General features: G+C 56.9%; 7 protein-coding genes and 5 pseudogenes. 10 read left to right on the top strand and 2 right to left on the bottom strand.

Annotated elements, in window-relative coordinates; translation table 11 throughout:
- The first annotated feature begins 373 nt into the window (after window positions 1-373).
- Together CR152_RS32995 and CR152_RS33000 are read left to right on the top strand one after the other, a co-directional pair.
- Window positions 374-619 (top strand): hypothetical protein, encoded by a 246-nt coding sequence (locus CR152_RS32995; protein ID WP_157778524.1) that lies wholly within the window; start codon window positions 374-376, stop codon window positions 617-619.
- 260 nt (window positions 620-879) lie between these two features.
- Entirely contained in the window at window positions 880-1,497 is a 618-nt protein-coding gene (locus CR152_RS33000) for a hypothetical protein (protein ID WP_157778525.1), read from the top strand.
- A 111-nt stretch (window positions 1,498-1,608) separates the two neighbouring features.
- On the opposite strand, the gene CR152_RS15875 is transcribed toward CR152_RS33000, so the two are convergent.
- On the bottom strand, window positions 1,609-2,634 hold the full coding sequence (locus CR152_RS15875; protein ID WP_099875924.1) for an IS5 family transposase: 1,026 nt from the start codon (window positions 2,632-2,634) through the stop codon (window positions 1,609-1,611).
- Between the two features lie 135 nt (window positions 2,635-2,769).
- Here CR152_RS15875 and CR152_RS15880 point away from each other — a divergent pair.
- The 5 genes and pseudogenes from CR152_RS15880 to CR152_RS15900 all read left to right on the top strand — a co-directional run.
- Window positions 2,770-2,904 (top strand): annotated as a pseudogene (locus CR152_RS15880) (IS5/IS1182 family transposase); the annotation flags it as partial.
- Between the two features lie 71 nt (window positions 2,905-2,975).
- Window positions 2,976-3,872, top strand: a pseudogene (locus CR152_RS15885) (IS630 family transposase); the annotation flags it as partial.
- An 83-nt stretch (window positions 3,873-3,955) separates the two neighbouring features.
- Window positions 3,956-4,939 carry an IS5 family transposase gene (locus tag CR152_RS15890; protein ID WP_099874165.1) on the top strand — a complete coding sequence of 328 codons (984 nt, stop codon included), beginning with the start codon at window positions 3,956-3,958 and terminating at the stop codon, window positions 4,937-4,939.
- 142 nt (window positions 4,940-5,081) lie between these two features.
- Window positions 5,082-5,294: pseudogene (locus CR152_RS34200) on the top strand (IS630 family transposase); the annotation flags it as partial.
- A gap of 7 nt (window positions 5,295-5,301) precedes the next feature.
- Window positions 5,302-6,180: pseudogene (locus CR152_RS15900) on the top strand (IS5 family transposase); the annotation flags it as partial.
- A gap of 145 nt (window positions 6,181-6,325) precedes the next feature.
- On the opposite strand, the pseudogene CR152_RS34665 reads toward CR152_RS15900, so the two are convergent.
- A pseudogene (locus tag CR152_RS34665) lies at window positions 6,326-7,323 on the bottom strand (transposase); the annotation flags it as partial.
- 371 nt (window positions 7,324-7,694) lie between these two features.
- On the opposite strand from CR152_RS34665, the gene CR152_RS15915 reads away from it, so the two are divergent.
- The 3 genes from CR152_RS15915 to CR152_RS15925 are packed head-to-tail and all read left to right on the top strand — an operon-like array spanning window position 7,695 to window position 16,536.
- Window positions 7,695-9,593: a hypothetical protein gene (locus CR152_RS15915; protein ID WP_229413418.1), complete on the top strand. Its 1,899-nt coding sequence runs from the start codon at window positions 7,695-7,697 to the stop codon at window positions 9,591-9,593.
- Window positions 9,590-11,107, top strand: coding sequence for a methylation-associated defense system protein MAD7 family protein (locus CR152_RS15920; protein WP_099875934.1), 1,518 nt, complete (start codon window positions 9,590-9,592; stop codon window positions 11,105-11,107). Before CR152_RS15915 ends, CR152_RS15920 begins: the two co-directional genes overlap by 4 nt.
- Window positions 11,107-16,536, top strand: a complete 5,430-nt coding sequence (locus CR152_RS15925) for an FtsK/SpoIIIE domain-containing protein (RefSeq protein ID WP_099875936.1) — start codon at window positions 11,107-11,109, stop codon at window positions 16,534-16,536. Before CR152_RS15920 ends, CR152_RS15925 begins: the two co-directional genes overlap by 1 nt.
- Window positions 16,537-16,744 lie beyond the last annotated feature (208 nt).

Consider the following 16,744-nt stretch of genomic DNA (forward strand, 5'->3'; position numbering starts at 1 on the left):
CTGAACAGTCACCTCTGAACAATATACGTATGACGACCCCTATGGGCGAGATCACGGGGGCGAGACCTATATTCGCAGTTTTCTTCGCGGCGCCTACACGACCGAAGTAACGCTTCCGAAAGTTCTTCCGCCTGATTTTCCTCCGCACATTGCATATGCATTTGTCGATGCGGTAGATGCAACGGACGGGAAACGTTACCGCTATACCGGGCGAATTGAAGAACCAGCGTTAACAAAAAAAGGGTTTTTGCCAGGGCACAAAATTTTCGTCCATTCTAAGTCATTGGCGAATAGTCCTGCACCTCGTTACGGGGTTACTTATGATGATATATCTACTAAGGAGGATCGCGATTATTGGATTGCGGGGAGTTCGTTGAAGGTTATTGATCTGGAAAAGAACGAGGTAATAGCGGAGCGAATTGGTTATTTTTACGATTCTGCTCAAGGAGATATATCAGGCGGGCGCGCTCCTTGGCTGTGGGCAACTAGTAACGCATGTCCTAGTTTTGGTAGTTCGCCGGCATTTGGTAGTCAGCCAAATCAAACAGCGGTTTTTGTTGAAAAAGTTCTTCGTCCTAATTTGAAAGCGAAAAATATTAAGATGGGGGGTAACCATTGAAACCTGTGATATTGAAACACTAGAATATTTAATGCGCCGTGGTGTTAGTGAAAATTAAGTGCGCCAAGAAAGTTGACTGTTGTAAATTAATAAACTATCCATTTTATAGTTGATATTCTTACTAAGTAGCAGATATTTAAAATAATGAGAATAAGATTTGGTATAATTGGGATTTCGATAATATTTATTGTATTTGTTTGGCCTGGCTGCGCTGAAAGCCGGCATGCTGGACATTCAAATTTTATTTAGGAGTTAATAAAATGGAAATGTATAGATTGCTTGGATTTGGCGCTGTAATAATTGTTTCGTGCCTAGTTAATGGTTGCGGGTCAAGTCGCGAGATCGCCGATCTCAAGCATGAAGCGGGACGCGGGAGTGAGGGGCGCAGAGGCGACGAGGATGTGGCGAAGAAAATGTTCGCGCAACGTTGTCTTGGCGCTGGCGAAATTATAAAGAAGCGGGTTGAAAATGTGGAAGGGATATTTTTGCTAAAGCTACGTCCACAAAAACTAAATTTTTCCAATCAATACGCGTTAGACGATCCGTATGGCAGTGATTTTACGGGAGACGCCTACATTCGCAGTTTCCTGCGAGGATTTTATGAGCTTAATTATCGTAAACCAGACCATCCTGTCCCCAATGCTCTCCCACATGTTGGCTATCGCTATGTCGATGCGATCGACACAAATGATGGAAAGCGATATAGATATATGGGCATCGTCGAGCAGCCTGGTCTTAAGGATCCGACATTTTTAAAAGATTATCGCCGGTTTGTCTTGAAACGTGTTGTTTCGGACGATCCTGCACCACGGTATGGGGTGACGTATGAAGACATTTCAACTAAAGGGAACCTCGAATTACCGGTAAATTCCGCGTGAATGCCGGTCGCGATGCCAGCAGGCTCGGATTTTGATACAAGGCCGAGCCGCTTCCCGCCGGTTTTATCGGCACTCAACCTCATTTTGCGTAGTCCGGACGGACTGCGGGCGTCAGAACGCCTCGACCCTGGCCTCCTTCAAGTAGACCAGACGCCGCAGATTGTATGCGGCGACTTTCCAATTGAGCTGCAGCGTCGCGCGCGCCAGACCGATGGTGCGCAGCGCCTTGCCGCCCAATTGCGCCATACCGGCAAACACATGCTCGATGCGGGCGCGGGTCTTGGCGATGCGCTTGTTGCGCCGCTCCTGGGCTGCCGAGATCGGCTTGTCCTTGCTTCCTTTGCGCTGGATGTGCATGCGCCAGCCCTGTTTGCTCAGCCGCTCTTCACGCTCTCCGTCGACGTAGCCCTTGTCGGCCAGGATGTTGCGGTTCGTGTTGGCCGGATCGAGCACCTCTTCAAAGTGCAGCGTGTCGTGCTCGCTGGCCGTGCTCACCTTGATCTTGCGCACCAGCTTGTAGCGCTTGTCGGCGTTGGCCGAGACCTTGTAGCCGAAGTAGGACTTGCCGTGCTTCTTGGTCCAGCGCGCGTCCATGTCCTTCTGACGGCGTTTGGCAGGTTTCCATTCGATGGGCATGGCGTTTTCCTTCACCAGCGCCTTCTCATTCTTACTCAGCGACTGTTTCGGCGCCTGCACGATGCTCGCGTCGACCATTTGCCCGCCGCGCGCGATGTAACCGTGTTTGCTCAGTTGCCGGTTCACGGCTTCGAAGATGCTTTCGCTGGCGCCTGCCTGGATCAGGCGTTCCTTGAAGGTCCAGATCGTCGTCCGGTCCGGTATCTGGCTACTCGAGCGCAGCCCCACAAAGCGCTGGAAGCTCAAGCGGTCGAGCAACTGGAATTCCATCTGCTCGTCGCTCAGGTTGAACAACTGCTGGATCAGCAAGACGCGAACCATCAGTTCGGTCGGGAACGGGGGGCGGCCGCCGCGCTCGCGGCTGGGGCGCGGCGCTGCACGGTCCACTTCATCCGCTAACGCGGCGAAGTCGACGTGCTGCTCCATCACCCGCAGCGCATCGCCCAGCTTGTTCAGCTTGGCTTCGCGCTCCTGGTCGGCAAACAGACTGGTTTTGATCATGAGGAAAAATTCAGAATCGCTGGTTCGCCATCATGCCATGGGCGGGGTAGTTTTTCGAGGTACCCTAAAGGGCACCTCGAAAAACCCTCGTGAATCTGGCATGATATCGGTGCCTCGACTCTGACGTAATTTTTCATGATCAAGACCAGTCTGTTTGCTGACCAAGAGCGCGAAGCCAAGCTGAACAAGCTCGGCGATGCACTGGTGGTGATGGAGCGGCATGTCGACTTCGCCGCCCTGGCTGCCGAGGTCGACCTTGCGGCACCACGCCCTAGTGTCCCGAGTTAAAAGTTCATTGAATAATTTCTTCTATGATCTATATTGTATGTAGTGAATACGATATGGAGGCGAACATGGGGGCTGGTCGTCCGAAGGCAGCGTTGGTTTTAGATGAGTCCGAACGTGAGCAGTTGGAGGTTTGGGCCAGGCGGCGCAAGACAGCGCAGGCATTGGCTCTGCGCTCCCGGATCATTCTGGCATGTTCCGACGGTTCCGAAAACAAGGCTGTGGCAGCACAACTCGCCATCGCGAAGCAGACCGTATGCAAATGGCGCGGACGTTTTTTGCAGTTGAGGCTCGATGGATTGCTTGATGCGCCTCGATCCGGTGCCCCGCGCACAATCGATGATGCCCGTGTCGATGCTGTGATTGCCAAGACGTTGGAAACCCAACCGATGAGTGCTACGCACTGGAGCACGCGCACCATGGCAAAAGAGGCGAAGCTGTCACAGACGGCAGTAAGCCGGATCTGGCGTGCATTCGGCTTACAGCCACATCGTCAAGAAACTTTCAAGCTATCGACCGACCCGCTGTTCGTCGAGAAAACGCGTGATATCGTAGGTCTCTACATCGATCCGCCGGTCAAGGCCATGGTGCTGTGCGTTGATGAGAAAAGCCAGATTCAGGCACTCGACAGAACTCAGCCAATTCTTCCACTCGCCCCTGGCGTAGCAGAGCGACGGACCCACGATTACGAACGGCATGGCACAACCACGCTATTCGCCGCGCTGGACATCGCTACCGGCAAAGTTATCGGTCAGTTGCACCGTCGGCATCGCAGCAGTGAGTTTCTAAAATTCCTGCGTACAATCGAGGCCTCGGTTCCAACCGATCTGGACATACACCTCGTGATGGATAACTACGGCACGCACAAGACCCCAACTATCCGGAACTGGTTTGCACGCCACCCGCGCTTTCACGTCCATTTCACTCCAACCTCCGCCTCGTGGCTAAGGAAGCACTGATTTATTCATCCAACACCATGCCGGGCTCGGGCGATACCTGAGACAATAACAGCGCCTCCACGACCGCTCAATCGATCATGCAGAAGAGTTTTTCCGATCTCGAATACGCCGCCAAGAAGAAGTTGACACGTCGTGACGTGTTCCTGGCAAAGATAGACAGTGTGACGCCATGGTCGCAGTTGCATGCGCTGATCGAACCGTTCTATCCCAAGGTTGTAGGTGCTGGCCGCCCGCCGATCGGCTTGGCGCGCATGTTGCGGATGTACGTGGTCCAGCAGTGCTTCGGTTTGTCCGATGAGGGGATCGAGGACGCGGTCTATGACAGCCAGGCGATTCGTGGCTTCGTCGGTATCGACCTCAGTCGCGAGCAGGCGCCGGACGCCACGACGCTGTTGAAATTTCGCCGCTTGCTGGAGAAGAACGAGCTCACACGCAAGATCTTCGAAACGATCAACGGGCATTTGGCGGCCCAGGGTTTGATGATGCGCGAAGGCACGATTGTGGACGCCACGCTGATAGCGGCGCCGCCATCGACCAAGAACAAGGACAAAAAACGTGATCCCGAAATGCACCAGACGAAGAAGGGGAACGACTGGCACTTCGGGCTCAAAGCGCATATTGGTGTTGACGCGAAGTCGGGACTGGTACACACGGTGGTGGCCACTGCCGCCAATGTGGCTGATGTGACGCAGGCACATGCATTGCTGCACGGCGATGAAGTGGCGGTACTGGGCGATGCGGGATACCAGGGCGTTGAAAAACGCGAAGAGAATCTTGAAACGAAAGTGACTTGGCACGTCGCAATGAAGAGAACCAAACGCAAGGCGCTGCCTGCCAACAAACTCGGCCGCATGACGGAAAAGCTGGAGCACTTGAAGGCAAGCGTGCGGGCCAAAGTTGAGCATCCGTTCCATGTCGTCAAGAACCTCTTTCGTCATCGGAAAGCGCGCTACCGCGGCTTGAAGAAAAACACTGCCCAACTGTTCACCCTGTTCGGCTTCGCGAACTTGATACTCGCGGGCCGGCAATTTACGGTCTCGGAAACCCGAACTCCGTCCTGACAATGAAAGGGCGAGAAAAACGCCCTTGAAACGGAAGAATTGGCCGCCTCAACTGTGTAGATATCGCCGATGCGGCTCGTCAGAAACGCGGCATCAAAAACTTTGCACCGCCAGCCAGAATCGTCAATAGATCAGCGCTTCCCTAAATCAGGTTGAGCGCTGGTTCGCTACCCTTACAGACAAACAGATTCGTCGTGGAACCCATCGCTCAACTCGCCAATTGGAGGATGCAATTCGCGCCTACCTCAAGATAAACAACGCCGAACCGAAGCCATTTATCTGGACAAAATCAGTAGACACTATCTTGGCAAGCATCGAGCGATTTTGTCTGCGAATTTCTAACTCAGGACACTAGCCGCGAGCGCGGCGGCCGTCCGCCTTTCCCCACCGAATTGATGGTGCGCGTACTGTTGATCCAACAGCTGTTCAACTTGAGCGATGAGCAGATGGAATTCCAGCTGCTCGATCGCTTGAGCTTCCAGCGCTTTGCCGGCTTGCGCGCGAGTAGTCAGATCCCGGATCGGACGACGATCTGGACTTTCAAGGAGCGCTTGATCCAGGCCGGCGCCAGCGAGAGCGTATTCGATGCGGTCAATCGCCAACTGTCCCAGCACGGCTACATTGCGCGCGGCGGGCAGATGATCGACGCGAGCATTGTGCAGGCGCCGAAACAGTCGCTGAACAAGGAAGAGAAAACCCTGGTCATGCAAGGCGCGATACCGGCCGGCTGGAAGCCGGCCAAGCGGCGTCAGAAGGATACGCAAGCGCGCTGGACGAAGAAACACGGCAAGTCCTACTTCGGCTATAAGGTCTCGGTCAACGCCGACAAACGCTACAAGCTGGTGCGCAAGATCAAGGTCAGCACGGCCAGCGAACATGACACCACGCATTTCGAGGAGGTGCTCGATCCCTCCAACACGAATCGCAACATCCTGGCCGACAAGGGTTACGTCGACGGCGAGCGCGAAGCGCGGTTGAACAAGCAGGGCTGGCGCATGCACATCCAGCGCAAAGGTAGCAAGGACAAGCCGATTTCCGATGCCCAGCAGCGCCGCAACCATCGCATCGCCAAGACACGCGCACGCGTCGAACACGTGTTCGCGGGCATGGCCCAGATGGGCGGCAAGGCGTTGCGCTCCATTGGCCTGGCGCGCGCCACGCTGCACCTGAACTGGAAGGTCGCTGCCTACAACTTGCAGCGCCTCGTCTACTTGAAGGAGGCAGGTATCGAGGCGTTCTAACGCCCGAGGTCCGTTCGGGCCGCCGAATTTGAGCAACGTAGCCTGAAAAAGAGGTCGGGAAACAACGTCGCTCGCGCAATGCGGGCCACATTCAAACACCCCGTTCGCAGGCAACCGCGAAATCACGGGTTATTCGAGGTGCCCTGTAGACGTCGAGCACCATGTACCAGTAAAAATACATGCCCTTCACGCCAGCCGGCAACCATGTGATATCCCATGCCCACAGCCGGTTCGCTTCGGTCGCGCAGTGGCTCGTTACGACCCTGGTGCTGGGCTTCTTGGCACGTCCCCGGTGGTGCTGCTGCTTCTCGGCCTTTAAGATTCGGTAGACTGTCGATTCTGATGCCAGGTACTCGCCACGGTCAGCCAGCGTTGGCACGATCTGGCTTGGCGGGCTGCTGGCAAATTCAGCGCTGTTGGCAACGAGGAGAATTTGCTGGCGTTCGTCTTCGCTCAATTTGTTTGCTGGTGCCACACGTCGACTGCCTTTGCGTCCATCGGCCAAGTTGCCACCGTCCTCCCGCAACCAGCGCTGATACGTGCGCTGGCTGATTCCAAGGGTCTCGCAAGCACTTCGACGCCGGCACTTGGCCTCCACGGCCTCTTCAACCAATGCAATCACCAACTGGCGATCTGGGGTGCCGATCAGTCGTCCTCGGGCTCCCCCCAGATCGCCTGGGCTTTTTTTCTGAGAATGATCAGCGCAGCCGCTTCGGCCAGTGCTTTCTCCTTGCGCTGTAAATCCTTCTGCAACTGCTTGATCTGCTTACGGTCGCTCTTGCTTTGCTCGCGAAATTCCCGTTTGAGCTCTCCAGGCGCCGCATTGGCCTGTAGGCAAACCTCGCGCCAGTCGGCAACCTGCTCGACGAATAGGCCTTTGCTGCGGCAGTATTCCGCAAGCTCCGCTTCATTCATGCGTGCCGTTTCAAGCACCACCCCAAACTTATCGGCCGACGACCACTCCACGGCGTTCTTTCCATTTCCCGGCACTGGCACTCCCTGCGATTTCAAATTTCGTCGCCAAGTATAAAGTGTCTGTTCCGAGATCCCATTCTCTTTCGCCAATTCCGAAACCGGCTTGTTCTCCGGGGGCATCATTCGCCGTAAAATGGCTTCTTTGCGTTCTGCTGAGTAGCGATTCACTGCATTTCTTTGCTCCGCCCCCGGTATGATTAAAGTGATTCAAGTGACGCGACATCTATCCTGACACAGGGGGCGAAGCATTCTCAAATGCGAACTCAAGTGCTTCCACGTCTCGGCTTTAATTCTCGGCCGGCTTTTATTTCGAGTCTAAATTTTCACCAATTGTCACAGTGTTTCAACAGGTTGACGAAACACTTAGTTGCGAACTACCATCCATGACCGCGTCGCTATGCTGGGGGACTTCGATCCCCCTATTTTCGCTGGAGTTGCAGCTTCGCACCGGTCACGGGCGCCCGCTATGCATTTTGCATTCGCGCACCGCACAAGCGCGCTTCTCGACATGACGTGTGGTTTCAATCTTTGAGGAATAGATGGAAATGAATGGCTTAGCTTCTGTTGACCCAGGCTTTGCGCCGCCCGCGAGCGCATGGGTTCGTTTCTTGCGCTCCTACGGACCGACGCCGAACAATTTGAACTTGTTCGACGAATACATCACCGGCGCTCTCAATCGGGCGAAGGTCGCGCCAATTACCCTGTCAAGCCCGCAGCTCGATAAGATTGTCGCCCACGTTCAATCCGGCGCGCGGGGAGGACTGCTAATTGCAGGCACTGCTGGAGATGGAAAGACCTACCATTGTCGCGGATTATGGGCGGCGGTTGGCGGGGCACCGAAGGCTTGGGCAGACGCGAACTTGGTGAAGGAATTGACGTTGCCTGACGGCCGCGTGGCGGTTTTTGTCAAAGACCTGAGCGAATTGCGCGACGAGCAGAGCGATGAAGTATTGATGATGCTGGAGCGGTGCGCGTTGGAAGGCGACGATTCCAAGTTCATGGTGATCGCAGCAAACCATGGCCAAATGCTCGAACGGCTGCGCGACCTCGGCCACAGGCAAGGGCGCGAACATCCGCTCAGGAAGCCATTGCAGGACGCCTTCTTGAGCGGAGGAAACCCACCTGGGCGCCTGGCGCTGTTCGACCTGAGTCGAATCGGCCATCGTGATTCTTTGGTTGAGGTCGTCCGTGCCGTATCGGAGCACAGCGAGTGGAAGAACTGTTCATCGTGCTCTCTGCAAGCGGATGGGAGGGTTTGCCCCATTTTCGAGAATCGTCGCCGTTTGCTGGGCGGCGGCGGGGAGGTGGCGTTTGTTCGCCGCTTGGGGGACTTGGTGGATATCGCTCGGCTAAATGGATGGCATTTGCCAGTCCGCGACTTGCTGGCTCTGACCTCCAATATGATTCTCGGCCATCCGCTGGCCAAAGAGGGTCTCATGGCTTGCGCCGACATTCCCAAGATACAAGCGGACGGTTCAGTCGAGCAGGCGTCGCTCTATGGGAACGTGTTCGGTGCGAATTTGCCTGCGCGAAGGGCCATGGAAAGACCTGTCTTCAAAGCGTTGGCTTCCTTCGGCATCGGAGAGGAGTCCACAAGCCGCGCCGACGGACTGCTCGTCTACGGACACGATGATGGAAAGCTCGCTGAATCTTTCGCGCGCCTTGTCGGCAGCGATCAGGTCTACGGCGCCACCCCTGGCTTCTTGTCCGCTCTCGAGCGTTATTTGGAAGGCGAGGAGACTGCGAGGTTGGAGAGCGAGACCGATGAGTTCATGGAGCGCTTGGTATCGCAGCGACGTCGACTGTTCTTCACCCTGCCTGATGGCGAGGCGGCCTATCCGTATTGGGGCATGACCGCGTTTAGGTTCGGAGGGGACTATTTAGACACCATCGCGGCGTTGGCAGAACGCAAGCCCATTAGCGACAGCGTCCGCTCGCGATTGGTCCGAGGACTCAACCGCGTCATGACGGGATTGCTGATCGAGAATACGGACAACATTTTCGTGGCCAGCTCCGGAGGATTTACTCAGTCGCGGGTGAGCGTGCTATGCGACACTGAGGTCCCCGCCAAACGCGACCGCGGGACGGGCATGATGATCAAGCTTGACAAGCAGACTGATCGGGCATGCTTGGACATCGCCCTGGCCCCGGGTGTTGGAAATGCCGTCTCGTTTTCATTGTCGCCGATCAGATTCGAGTTCCTCTGCCGCGTAGCCATAGGCGCATTGCCAGGAAGTTTTTCCAACGAATGCCTGGAAGACATGCTGGCGTTCAAAGCTAAGTTGCTCAGGAAGGCGGAGGTGATCCTCGACATGCGTCCTGCTGGAGAAGACGACGAGGCGGGCATCGAGGACCATTCGATCAAACTGCGGTTCATCGAGATAGAACAGCACGGCCTCGGATTTTCCCGGCCGGTCACCGTGAGGATCTCCGCGTGAGGAAAAAGATAAAGAATGTAGACTTCGCTGTGGACGAACACATTTGGGGGCACCGGCTTTACGACGAGCAGCTGCCGCACTTGACGGTCCTGGAGTTCCTGGGCGTGCTCGGCTCGAATACTGCCGCGCCGCTCGCCAGTCCAAGCGAACAAGTTCATTATCGGCCGCAGCGGCAAATACGTCTTCGAGCACTTTTGTTCAACAATCCGTTTGTCGAGTCCATTCGGGAACGACCCATTTCGGACGAGGAGAAGTGGCGCGAGTGGATGGATCGCTTCGAGGACGATTCCACCAAGCTCGGCGATCAGGACATGGGTTATCTCCGAGCGGTTTTCGCCAGCTTTGACGATTTCGCCAAAGCTATCGAGCTGCTGCGCTCTTCCGCCTTCGAGGCTAGAAGCAACAAGCGGTGGAGTTCCAAATTTGTGTTCCCCTTCGGGCCGGACGCTTTGTATGAAGATTTGCGCATCGACGCCAAAGGCGGCGCGTCCAACGACAGAAGATTTTTCGCTCGCACTGGCGAATTGCTTTATCTGATGCTTTCCCGGGCAAAGCGCGGTCCGGAGCTAGGAGCCAAACTTGTCGAACGACTCTTCGATCAAAACAAGACAATGAACAGGCTGGTGAAGGCGATGCAGGGCGAAGCTCAGCTAGTCGATGCGGCTCGCGAAGTGGGGCCGCTGCCTTACGAAAGCCATCCAAGATTCGACCGGATGTGCGAAGATTGGCTCGCCATCCTGTCGCGGGACATGCCCGTCTACGACGCCCTCGAACATTTGATCGTCAACGCTGGGCTCAACTTGCTGCTCTATTTCCTCGAGTGCGCGAAGACGGTCGCGGGAGACGCCGACCCGGTCGAGATGGTGTGTGAGATTGTCGCCCAGAGAACGAAGGTCCGGGCGCTGTCAGGGGACTCCTATCACGCGAATCAAGCGCTTTCAGTGAGGGCTATTCGAGCGGAGGTCGAGAGCGTCAAGCTCGACCCACGTTGGGACGCGGCCATGCAGTCGAATAGCTTGGAGGTTGGCTGCGTGGACTTGATGCGCGAAATGTTCCAATGGCCCACGGACGACGACGACGACAAGGAATATTTGAACCTTAGGGGGGACGAGCTCGTGGCGAAGCTGGTCGAGAAGGCCGAGTCCCGCCATGAGCAGCACGTCGGAAAGATCCATGCGACGTGGTCGAAATCCATCGGATTGAGCTCGCGGCGGCTGTCGCGAAGAAACCGCTACGCGCCGAACGATCGACTGCTTAAAACGCTGGTGGTCACGATCGTAGAAACTCGCATGCAGTTCGACGAATTTCTCAGCGAAGCAAAGCGGCGATATGGCATCGTGATTGGCGACGTCGAAGGGGCACGGCTCGTGTTGGAAAAACGGGTAGATCAAGACGCTCTCAGCGACAACCGCAGAAATCTAGAGACCCGCCTGGTCGGCCTTGGGTTGGTCCGCCGACTCTCCGACTCATGCTCTTTTGTTGAAAATCCATTTAGCTCCCAGGGGGATGAATAATGCTGGCCGATCGCATCATTGGACGCGTTGGCGCCGATATCCTCGCCGAGCGGCTGTCCAACTCGCGGCAAGCAGACGGCCGACTCTTTGACACGGCAGCACTTTTCAGGCTCGACAAACTCTCGTCGGCGCAGATTGCTTCGGTCGCTCGCGAAATTCTGGCGAATCCTTCGTTGTTGGCGCGGATAGACCTTCGCATCCCTGCGTCTTTGGTCGAAGGCCAAGGATTGCCCGAAGAAGCGTTGACGTCCATGAACGCCGGGGCCGTCCGGAATGCCGGGACCGACAAAGAAGCTCTGTTGACCGCCAATGGCAATGAACACAACCTTGCGGACACGTTGGGCCATGTGACTGCGCTCGGCGCCAAAGAGTTTCGGGCCAATGAAAGCGCATGGGTCACTGCGACGTGCCATGCCGCGGCGATGACGCCGACGCCTGACGATCGTGGGGTTTTCAAGGCGGCCCTCAAGGGTTTGATTTCGACGTCGGACTTGTCGCTGGACCAACTCGCGGACTTTTGCTCGATGGTTAGCGAAGGTTCGACTGTCCAAGGCCTCGCCGTGAGGGATGCTTTGGGCTGGGCGCTGCCATGCGTTGGCCTCCCCCGCGACACGTCTTTCTTCTCAAACGCAAAAACCTTTGGCCCGGCTGTCGGACCTTGGAAGAAGGCGTTCGACAAGCTCTTCGCGAACCGCGCTCCGCTTTTGGCTCGGCTGCGACCGAACGGCCAGCCATTGGATCCGGAGGAAATGCATCAGAGGCTGACAGAAAATACGGATGTGATTGACGCCAGCGTCCGCGTTGCTTTGGAGGCGTTCATCGACGCTCCGTTTGGAGTGGACGAACGAACCTCGAACGCCATCGCGCTGCTCGAATGGGAGCGAGACGGAGTCCACCTCATATTCGACAAGCCCCGTGTTCAACAGCGTGGCTTGGCCGACGCCACATTGCATTTCTTCGACCACCAATGCGCCGACGACGACGTTCTCGACGCGCGTTGGCGCAAACATTTGGATGAGCTGCGCGCTCGCGAACGCCGCACCGATTGGGTCGAAGACGATGACGAGGCTTTCTTTGAGCTTCACCGTCGCTATTTGGAGCAGGACAAGTCCCTCCATGGCCGTTGGGAGAAGGCCATCTTCGGCAAGGCGCTTGAATGCCATGACTTCCTCGATGGATTTACCGATGTCGCCTACCGGCTAGTCTCGGGAGCAGGGGACACTGGAAAAGAGCGGATCCTGCGCTTCACGGTCACGAAGGGGCGCAAGGAGTGGCGAGAGCGATTCAATCATGACGTAGGAGCCTATTTCTCCTCTATGTATCGCGGCATCAAGGAGCTCATGGGCGCCAAGGTCGACTGGAAAGTCGAGCGGATGCGGAACGCCAATCTGCCCGATCCCTTGTTTCAATATCCGGCGTTCTTTGCCCGCGAATTGGAACTGCAAGGGAAGATCAAGCCGTGCGCTTCGCTTGCCAAAGCTGCGACACAAATAAAATTCGAAGTGGCCTTGGTCGAGTGTCCAGGCGAACGCGAAATAATCCTGGACAAGACTCAGCTCGTTTGGAACTACCGCCCAGATTCCATTGGCCTATCGTTGGTCGAAGATATGCTGCGGCTCAAGGAAAAAGGATCGGTTGGTCGTTCAGAGGTTCCGCGTCGCGTGGTCAGCAAGAAGGGGGGCGTCCAAAGCGTTTCACTCTTGGACACTTCGACCTTGGAGGCCACCTATTCTCGCGATGCTGGGTCGCTCGTGCCGCAGGTGGCGAAGCTTGGCAACCTCCGCCATCAAATCAAGCAAAGCATCAACGAACTTGCTGCCGAGGACCGGATCACCGCGGATCAGAAGACGGAGATCAGGGCCGCGTGGGATGCGTTCGAGGACGACTACATCAAGGCGTTCGACGATTTCATTGGCGTCGGACTTCATGGCGAGGCCGTGCTCAGGCAAGCCGAGTCGTTCGCCGCGCTTCTGCGAACCTTGGCGACCCATGCGCGGGGCGACGTATGTCGCTCCAAGCTAGTCGCCGCCGTGCTTACGATCGGGACCGTGACAGTGCTCGGCGAGCAGCCGTGCCTCATCATCCCGCCGTGGCATCCCGAGCGGATGAAGGCGTTGGCGGTCAAGACGCGTCGCGTCGCTGGACTGGTCACGCATATTCTCGGAGGCCGAAACGTCCTCTTTGGAGATCGTGGCATATTCTTCCGCGAGTTCTCCGAGGAGCTTGCCCATCCCTTCTATCCTGAGATCGCCGTTGCCCAACGCGGAGGCTCCCCGCTCCTTCTCACTGAATGCAGCACCGTCAACGGTTACAGTCTTTTTGAAGAGCCGGTGCGCGGAGGGGGCGAGGCGATGACCGACGTCGATCCAGCGGCGGCGGCCAAGCAGGTGCGCGAGCTGCTCGAACGCTATATCGGATTGCAGCCGCACGAGGCGAGCAATCTAAGCGTCCTGCTTTATAACGCCGACGCTGCGGAGCTGCCGTTGGCTGTAGTGAGAGAGCTTTCGAATATGCAGGCGGAGACGGGTTTCCAATGCAGCATATCGGTTCGACACCGCGACCCGGCCAAGCTCCGCCGGGTCTACGCGGAGCTTGTAACCAAATCCGGCGACGACCCCGATTTGCCCATCGTCAGCGAGACTTCGGACAATTTCATTTCAAAGCTACGGATATCGGTTTCGCCGTCGTCGGTCACTCCGATCGCCGCGGACGATGGTTTCCGGGCGTTCGATGTGGCTTTCCTCCATGACGTGGTGTCGCGAACGGCGCGCGTCGAATGGATTAATGTGGAGTGGACCAATGAGCGTCCAAGCTTGGAACATGCCCCGTCGAGATGGTCCTACCGCAGCGTGTCCGGCGAGAATGAGCTCAAATCGACGACTTTTCTGACCTGCCCGAGGCAGACCGCGTCGGGATGGGCGTATGTCTCGGCAGTCGCATCGGTGATTCGACAGACCGACCCTCCGGCAGGCGCCCTGTTTTTGCCTGCCCGCCAAATTTCGCTTCAAAACGAGGCGCTAAGCGGAACGATGACCGACGCCCATGCTTTGGCGGAGTGGGTGGCGACCTACGACGAGCTGCTCGACAAGCGGCAGCTGCAGGCGAATGGGGTCACGGTTGTTCGCTACCGCAGGTCATCCACGAATGGCCGAAACATGATCGTCAGCTCGACGTCGGAACTGCGCCTTCTTGGCGTGCTCGCGCGCCGAAGGCTCACCGAACTTGGGCTGGCGTTCACGCCGCAGGAATACGATGCGGTGGCCTCGCGCATGAAGAAGGATGCCCTGTCGGTGTCCGGCGACATCGTGCTTCGGGCGGCAAAGCGCGGAGTGTCCGCCGGAGAGATGGTCGGCTTGGTGCTGAGTCGATACATGCTCGAACACGAATTCAAAGGCATCGTGGCGAAATCGCGCCAGTCGTTCAGCGTCTTTTTCCTACTCGACGATTACGCGGGCTGGCTCGCGCAGAAGGAAAACCGCATTGCCGACATTCTCGGCCTCTGCGTGGAGGAGCGGGACGATGGCCCCCATCTCCACGTGGCGGTCGTGGAGTGCAAGTATGTCGGCGCCGCCGGGGTCGCCGAAGCTCGGAAATCGTCCAAGGCGCAGCTTATGGCGACGTTGTCGACCTTTCGCGCCGCCCTCTTCGGTGATCCGGGCCGCTTGGATCGGGACGTATGGCTTTCGAGGTTGGCCGACATGCTTATCGATGCGAACATCCCGCCGGGCTCCTCAGGGCTGCTCGAACGGGCGCGGTCAAGCCTGAAGGATGGGGCGGCGAAGATTTCTCTGAGGGGCTATTCGCACGTGTTCGTGCATACCGCTGACGCTGGGATGTCACGGTCGGCGTCCGAACAGGTGCTCGTCGATTCAACCGAAGGAATCCAGGCGTGGCAAGAAGTTTTCGATCGGACCGAACTGCGCTCGCTGGTCGAGATTTATTCGCGCAAGGGCAATCCGGCATCCGTTCGATCGAAGCTTGGTCCTGAGGAGCCATGGGCGACCGCGGCGACGCGACCGCCTGCCAACCGCGTCGCCTGGACCGCCACGATGGAGCAGCTGGCGGGGGGTGACGAAATTGGGCAGCAAAGTGTGGATGACACCACGGAATCGGCCATCGCAGGCGGCAAAGACGTTTCTGATCAGCCGTTCGCGTCTCGCCAACCCGATCCTGCCGACCTGTCAGCGCTTCAACCCCAACTTCAACCAGGTCAGCGCCTCGACAAGGAGAACGCTAACACCTCGACAGCTTTTGATAGCACTCATTTCGGCCGTCTCGTGACTGAGAGAGCTGCGGCCCAGGCCGGCGCGGTCGACGAAAGAGAGGCATGGGCCGACGAATCTACCCGCAAACTTAAGGCCGCGCTTAACAGCTACGGCATGCAAGCCACGGTGCTGGGCACCCGCCTGACGCCAAATGGCTGTTTGGTCAGGCTGGCAGGTTCGGACAAGTTGCGGGTCGAGGATGTCGAAGCCAAGAGAACGCAATTGTTGACCACCCATGCGATCGAACTTGTGACGGTGCAGCCCAAGCCCGGAGAGATCGTCGTCACGATCGCCGCGGAAAAGCGGAAGTCTGTCTCGCTATGGGATTTGTGGGCCCGCCGCGTCCTCAACAGAAATGCGGCCGGCATCAACACGTCGTTCGTGCTCGGCCTGCAAGAAATCAACGGATCGATCCTTTACCTGAATTTGGGTTCGGAGTTTGCGGGCCTGTCCAGCCACGAGCCCCATTCGTTGGTGGCGGGGGGCACAGGTAGCGGGAAATCTGTCCTGATCCAAGCGATCATGCTCGACATAGCCGCGACGAACCCGACGGAGCTTGCGCACATTGTGTTGATCGATCCGAAAATGGGCGTCGACTACTCCGCGCTGGACGATTTGCCCCACATGCGGGAACCCATCGTCACCACGAAGGAGCGAGCGACCGAAGTGCTCAAGGAATTGGTTGAGGAGATGGAGAACCGATACCGGACTTTCGCTCCGGCCCGCGCCCGCGATTTGACGACGTTCAACGCGAAGGCCGCCGCGGAGGACAAGTTGCCGATGGTGTTCTTGGTGCATGATGAATTCGCTGATTGGATGTTGGATGACGCCTACAAGGCGGCGGTGGGCACGGCAGTCCAGCGCTTGGGCGTCAAGGCGCGCGCGGCTGGGATCCATCTGCTCTTCGCGGCGCAGCGGCCAGATAAGGACGTCATGCCCATGCAGCTGCGAGAGAACCTGGGAAATCGCCTCATTTTGAAGGTCGCCAGCGAAGCGACTTCCAAGATCGCGCTTGATCGTCCAGGTGCGGAGCTTTTGCTGGGCAAGGGCCATTTGGCTGCGAAGCTTAATGGCGAGCAAGGTTTAGTTTTCGCGCAGGCTCCGTTTCTGAGCGACGATGATATCAGTAGTGCAGTTGAGGCTATTGGCAAAGACAATCAATAAGATGGCATACCGCTACTTTATAATGAAATTGGCAGATAACTTTTCAACCGGAATTTGAGATGACAGTATCATTAAAAAACTTGGACGCGGATGCTTATAGCGAATTGCTGGATATTTCTGAGTCTCATTTTGTGGACTTAAAGAGTTCAGCGATTGCGCCGAGCAAGTTGACGAAGACAATTGGTGACTGTTCAGTCCCTATGAACGC

This window comes from Massilia violaceinigra (assembly GCF_002752675.1).
GTDB lineage: Bacteria > Pseudomonadota > Gammaproteobacteria > Burkholderiales > Burkholderiaceae_D > Telluria_A > Telluria_A violaceinigra.